The organism is Pseudomonas sp. GD03858, assembly GCF_029840925.1.
Lineage (GTDB): Bacteria > Pseudomonadota > Gammaproteobacteria > Pseudomonadales > Pseudomonadaceae > Aquipseudomonas.
Genome location: NZ_JAOCDM010000181.1, coordinates 1 through 5931, shown reverse-complemented (window position 1 = coordinate 5931; position 5931 = coordinate 1). Strand labels below are relative to the sequence as shown.

Sequence of the window (5931 nt, the reverse complement as noted above, 5' to 3'; positions counted from 1 at the left end):
GCTCACCGGGCAATGGCTGCTGCCCGACTGCTGCCACAGCAGCACCCCAGCCTCGCCACCCCACGCCGTTGTGGCCTTGCAGGGCCATGGCACAGCCGTTGCACCACCCTCCCCATCGACAACCTCCCCTTCAGGAGCTCCCATGACCACCGAATTTTTCTGGCGCCTGCCCCTGGGCACCGACGGGCCGCAGCTGTCCACCGACCGCCACACCCGGGGCAACCCGCAGCACCGCCCGGGCCACATCGCCCCCGGCCGGCTGCCCGGCGGCGAGGCCGACGGTTTCACCTACATCGACTACATCGCCCAGGTGGCCAAGGCCGCCGAGCTGGCCGGTTTCGAAGGCGCCCTGCTGCCCACCGGCCCCGAGCCGTGGATCGCCGCGGCGGCGCTGGCCCGCGAGACCCGGCGCATCCGCTTCCTGATCGCCTTCCAGGCCACCTGGACCCTGCCCGCCTACGCCGCGCAGCAAGCGGCGATCCTGCAGAACCTCAGCGGCGGGCGGCTGGACTGGAACATCATCACCGGCGGCAACCCGGCCAGCCAGCGCGCCAACGGCGACTTCCTCGAACACGACCTGCGCTACAAGCGCACTGGCGAATTCCTCGACGTGATCCAGGGCCTGTGGGCCAACGACAGCTTCTCCTACGACGGCGACATCTACCGCCTGGAGCACGGCAGCCTGCCGCCGGGCCTGGCCCACGAGCGCAAGCCCGGGGTGTACTTCTCCGGCTTCTCCGACGCCGCGCTGGAGGTCGCCGCCCGCCACGCCGACGTCTACCTGAACTGGGCCGAGCCGATCGACAAGCTCAAGCCGCATCTCGAGCGGGTGCGCGAACTGGCCGACAAGCAGGGGCGCACAGTGCGCTTCGGCCTGCGCGTCGACCTGTTCGCCCGCGAAACCGAAGAGCAGGCCTGGCGCGAGCTGCGCCAGCAGTTCGAACGCCTCGAAGGCAAGAGCAGCGCCATCGCCAAGGGCTTCGTCACAGGCTCGGACTCGGTCGGCGGTGCGCGCCAGGCGGCCTATCACCAGCACCTGCAGGACTTCGACGAACTGAAGCTGGCGCGCAACCTGTGGGCCGGCTTCGCCAAGGCCAAGCCCGGCCCGACCGTGGGCCTGGTGGGCAGCCACCAGAACATCGCCGAGCGCCTGGCCGAATACCGCGACGCCGGCTTCTCGACCTTCATCCTGGCGGCCAACCCGCACCTGGAAGAAGCCCTGCGCATCGGCCAGGAAGTCCTGCCGCTGGTGCAGCAAGCCGCCACGCCGCTCAAGGCCAGCGCCTGAGGAGAACGACCATGAGCCAACCCCTCGACACCCTCTGGTACACCCGCTGTCCGGTGCCCACCGGCCTGGGCATCGCCGTGCAGCAAGGCTGGCTGCAGCAGGACCTGGACGCCCTGGGCACCCGCGTGCAGTCGCTGCGCGAAGCCGATGAGCAGGCCGTGCGCGAATCGCACTTCGACCACACGCTGCGCAATTCGGTGCGCCATGGCGGCAGCATCCCGGCGATCTGGGCCCGCGCCCAGGGCCGCGAGACCCGCGTGATCGGCCTGTCCTGGGCCGACGAGGCGCAGCTGATCCTGACCCGGCCGGACAGCGCCATCCACAGCGTGCAGGACCTCAAGGGCCGGCGCTTCGGCCTGCCCGACTGGAGCGCGGCGCAGATCGACTTCACCCGCGCCCAGGCCCTGCGCGGCCTGGAAAACGCCCTGAAGCTGCACGGCCTGCAGGTGGGTGACCTGCAACTGGTCAACTACCGCTACCATGGCACCTTCAGCGACCGCCCGGTGCGCAATGTCGCCGGCACGCCGGTGTCCACCGGCCAGGACGAAGGCCGCAACCTGGAACTGGCCGGCCTGCTGCGCGGCGAGGTGGACGCAATCTTCCTCAAGGGCGCCAGCGCCGTGCAGCTGGCCCACGCCTTCGGCCTGCGCACCGTGATCGACACCGGCAGCCACCCCGACCCGCTGATCCGCAGCAACAACGGCACGCCGCGCACGCTGGCCGTGGACAGCCATCTGCTCGAACGGCACCCCGACGTGGCCCGCACGCTGCTGGCCAGCGTGCTGCGCGCCGAGCACTGGGCGCAGCAGCACCCGGACGAGACCCGCCGCTACCTGGCCCGGGAAACCAACAGCAGCGAATACTGGGTCGGCGTGGCCTATGGCAACGACGCCCACCTGCGCCTGCGCACCGCCCTGGACGAGCAGGCCATCGACGCGCTGCAGGACTTCGTGCACTTCCTCGCGCGCTGGCGCTTCATCCCGGCCAGCTTCGCGGTGCGCGACTGGATCGACCGGCAGCCGCTGGACGCGCTGCTCGTCGCCCCCTCTGCCATGGACAGGAAACCCGCCGCCCTATGAGCAAGCCCCTGGAAACCCTCTGGTACACCCACAGCCCGGTACCCACCGGCCTTGGCATCGCCGTGCAGTCCGGGCGCCTGGCCCAGGCCTTCGCGCCGTTCGGCACGCGCATCCAGTCGCTGCGCGAGTCCAGCGAGCGCGAGGTGCGCGAGGCCCACTACGACCACCACCTGCAGAACTCGGTGCGCCATGGCGGCAGCATCCCGGCGATCTGGGCCTACGCCAGCGGCGTCGAAACCCGGGTGCTGGGGCTGAGCTGGATCGACGAGGTACAGCTGATCCTCACCACCGAAGAGAGCGGCGTGCGCGGCATCCGCGACCTGAAGAACCGCCGCTTCGGCCTGCCCAAGTGGGCCAATGTGCAGATCGATTTCACCCGCGCCCAGGCCCTGCGCGGCCTGGAGAACGCGCTCAAGCTCGAAGGCCTGAGCGTGGCCGACGTCGAGCTGGTCGACTACCCCTACGGCGGCACCTACAGCGATGAACCCAAGCAGCACCTGCATGGTTCGGAGGTGGCGCTGGACACCCGCCGCGTAAGCCGGCGCAACAACGAGCTGATCGGCCTGCTGCGCGGCGACATCGACGCGATCTTCCTCAAGGGCGCCCACGCGGTGCAGCTGGCCCACGAGTTCGGCCTGCGGGTGGTGGTCGACACCGGCAGCCACCCCGACCCGCTGATCCGCAGCAACAACGGCACGCCGCGCACGCTGACGGTGGACACCCACCTGCTGCACGAGCATTTCGAGGCCAGCCGCACCCTGGTCGACACCGTGCTGCGCACCGAGCAATGGGCCTGGGCCAACCCCGAGGACACCCGGCGCTTTCTCGCCCGCGAGCTGAACACCAGCGAGTACTGGGTGGCGGCGGCCTATGGCGAGGATGCCCACCGACGCCTGCGCACGGCACTGGATGGCCGCTCCATCGCGGCGTTGCAGGACTTCAGCGAATTCCTTCATCGCTGGGGGTTCATCCCACGGCGCATCGATGTGCGCGAGTGGATCGATTCGAGCGTGCTGGAGCAGGTGATCGGCTCGACATCGCGATTGGCTGTCTGAACCTGTGGGAGCGGGCTTGCCCGCGAAGAAGATCATGCGGTGCATGGCACCGGCTTCGCCGGTGTTCGCGAGCAAGCTCGCTCCCACAGAGACCGGCCCTGCTGCCCCAGCAACACCCGCCAAACACTCCGCTGCTGCGCCATCCACATCGATCGCCTAAACAACCAATAAATACCAATAAAAACAGTGCTTTATGAGCCTGGCACAGTCCCTGCTCTGTCCTCCCCAACAACGCTTTCACTCGGGGAGATTCCACATGCACCAGCGCCATCCACTAGCCCGCCAGATCAGCCTCGCGCTGCTGCTGGGCAGCACCGCCAACCACACCTTCGCCGCCGCCGACAACAAGACCGAAGCGGCCCTGGAGACCGTCACCGTCACCGCCCAGCACCGCGAACAGACCCTGCAGGAAGTGCCGGTGGCCGTGTCGGCGATCAAGGGCACGCAACTGGTCGCCGACGGCGTGCGTTCGATGGGCGACATCACCACCTTCGTGCCCAATGCCTCAGCCAAGAACCCCGATGGCGACGGCCGCCCGCGCTGGTACATCCGTGGCCTGGGCACCGGCGACACCGGCGCGGCGACGGTCTACCCGGTGGGCATCTACGCCGACGACGTCTACCTCAACGCGCCCATCGCCGGTGGCGGGCCGCTGTTCGACCTGGAGCGCATCGAAATCCTGCGCGGCCCGCAAGGCACCCTGTACGGCAAGAACACCACCGCCGGCGCGGTCAACGTGATCTCGAAGAAACCGACCTTCGACACCGACGGCTATGGCACGGTCGGCTTCGGCAGCAAGAACGAGCGCATCCTCAACGGCGCCCTCGGCGGCACGCTGGTGGACGACAAACTGGCCGGCCGGGTATCGCTGTATTCCGAGGAACGCGACGGCTTCCAGCACAACGACTTCGACGGCAACACCTACGGCGACGTCAACAAGAAGGCCGTGCGTCTGCAGTTCCTCGCCCAGCTCAACCCGGACCTGGACGCCCTGCTGAAAATCCACAGCCGCCAGTTCAAGGGCGACGGCAGCAACGGCTCGCTGCCGCTGGGCCGCTACTACAACGTCGGCTACCAGCGCCCCAATGGCCGCGACATCTCGCTCAACGTCAACGAGGACTACCGCCTCGACCACGACGGCGCCTCGCTGACGTTCAACTGGTACCTGGGCGACTACACCCTGACCTCGATCAGCGCCTACGACTACATCCGCAACCGCTCCACCACCGACGCCGACTACACCCCCTACGAGGTCAACGGCGCCTCGATCACCGACAACAGCTACCGCCAGTGGTCCCAGGAACTGCGCCTGGCCTCGCCGGAGGACCGTCCGCTGCACTGGCTGCTCGGCGCCCACTACTTCCACGAGAACCTCGACAGCGCCTCGCAGCGCATCGTCACCCCGGGTCCGACACCCAATGGCAGCGGCTCCAATCAGGTCGGCACCACGGCGTTTCGCGACCTGGGCTTCGACCACCGCACCGACAGCTACGCGCTGTTCGGCAACGTCACCTATGACTTCACCGACGACTTCAGCGTGACCGGCGGCCTGCGCTGGACCCAGGAGAAAAAGGACATCGACCTGGACCTGGTGCAGCTGACCCGCGCCAGCGCCAACGGCCCGCTGATCCCCATTGCCGGCGTCGGCAGCAATGGCAACCGCCAGCAAGACAAGACCTGGGAAGCCTGGACCTACGACCTGACCCCGGAGTACCGCATCAACGACAACCTGCGGGTGTTCTTCCGCTATGCCCACGGCTTCCGCTCCGGCGGTTTCAACACCGGACTGTCCACCAGCCTGGCGCAGCTGACCACGGTCGATCCGGAAGAGCTGGACGCTTACGAGCTGGGCCTGAAGTCCGAGTGGTTCGACCGGCGCCTGACGGTCAACGCCAACGTCTTCTACTACGACTACTCGGACATCCAGGTAAACCTGCTGACGGTCAACAACGGCGTGCTCACCACCGCCCTGACCAACGGCGCCAAGGGCAAGGTCAAGGGTGCGGAACTCGAGATCGAAGGCCAGCCCACCGAACGCCTGCACCTGCGCGCGGCCGTGTCGTTCCTCGACACCGAGTACACCGACTTCAAGAACACCAACCCCACCACCGGCGCGGTGACCGGTGACTACAGCGGCAACAGCTTCGTGCGCTCGCCGCGCAACGTGGTGTCGCTGGGTGCCGACTACACCTTGCCACTGGACGTGCCTGGGCGCGTGGTGGCCGGGGGCGACGTGAGCTTGCGCGACAAGGAGTACTTCCTCGCCGACCGCCAGAGCAGCGCCGACCAAACCCTCAGCCAGCCGCACTACACCCTGGCCAATGCGCGCCTGAGCTGGTTCAGCGCCGACGACAAGCTCAGCGTCACCGGCTTCGTCAACAACCTCACCAACCGCCGCTACCAGGTGCATGGCCGGCCCAACGGCGGTGCCGGGCAGTATGTGATCACCTACGGCGATCCGCGCACCGTAGGGATGAGCGTTACCAGCCGATTCTAGGTCGCCCTTTGC

General features: G+C 68.0%; 4 protein-coding genes. All 4 read left to right on the top strand.

Going from position 1 to position 5931, the window contains the following annotated elements:
- Positions 1 to 142: 142 nt before the first annotated feature.
- The 4 genes from N5D48_RS25485 to N5D48_RS25470 all read left to right on the top strand — a co-directional run bounded on the left by N5D48_RS25485 (position 143) and on the right by N5D48_RS25470 (position 5919).
- Positions 143 to 1288, top strand: a complete 1146-nt coding sequence (locus tag N5D48_RS25485; RefSeq protein ID WP_279888855.1) for an LLM class flavin-dependent oxidoreductase — start codon at positions 143 to 145, stop codon at positions 1286 to 1288.
- Between the two features lie 11 nt (positions 1289 to 1299).
- Positions 1300 to 2367 carry an ABC transporter substrate-binding protein gene (locus tag N5D48_RS25480; RefSeq protein ID WP_279888853.1) on the top strand — a complete coding sequence of 356 codons (1068 nt, stop codon included), beginning with the start codon at positions 1300 to 1302 and terminating at the stop codon, positions 2365 to 2367.
- Entirely contained in the window at positions 2364 to 3422 is a 1059-nt protein-coding gene (locus N5D48_RS25475; RefSeq protein ID WP_279888851.1) for an ABC transporter substrate-binding protein, read from the top strand. The genes N5D48_RS25480 and N5D48_RS25475 overlap by 4 nt, the downstream gene beginning before the upstream one ends.
- Positions 3423 to 3678: 256 nt before the next feature.
- Positions 3679 to 5919 carry a TonB-dependent receptor gene (locus tag N5D48_RS25470; protein ID WP_279888849.1) on the top strand — a complete coding sequence of 747 codons (2241 nt, stop codon included), beginning with the start codon at positions 3679 to 3681 and terminating at the stop codon, positions 5917 to 5919.
- Positions 5920 to 5931: the final 12 nt, after the last annotated feature.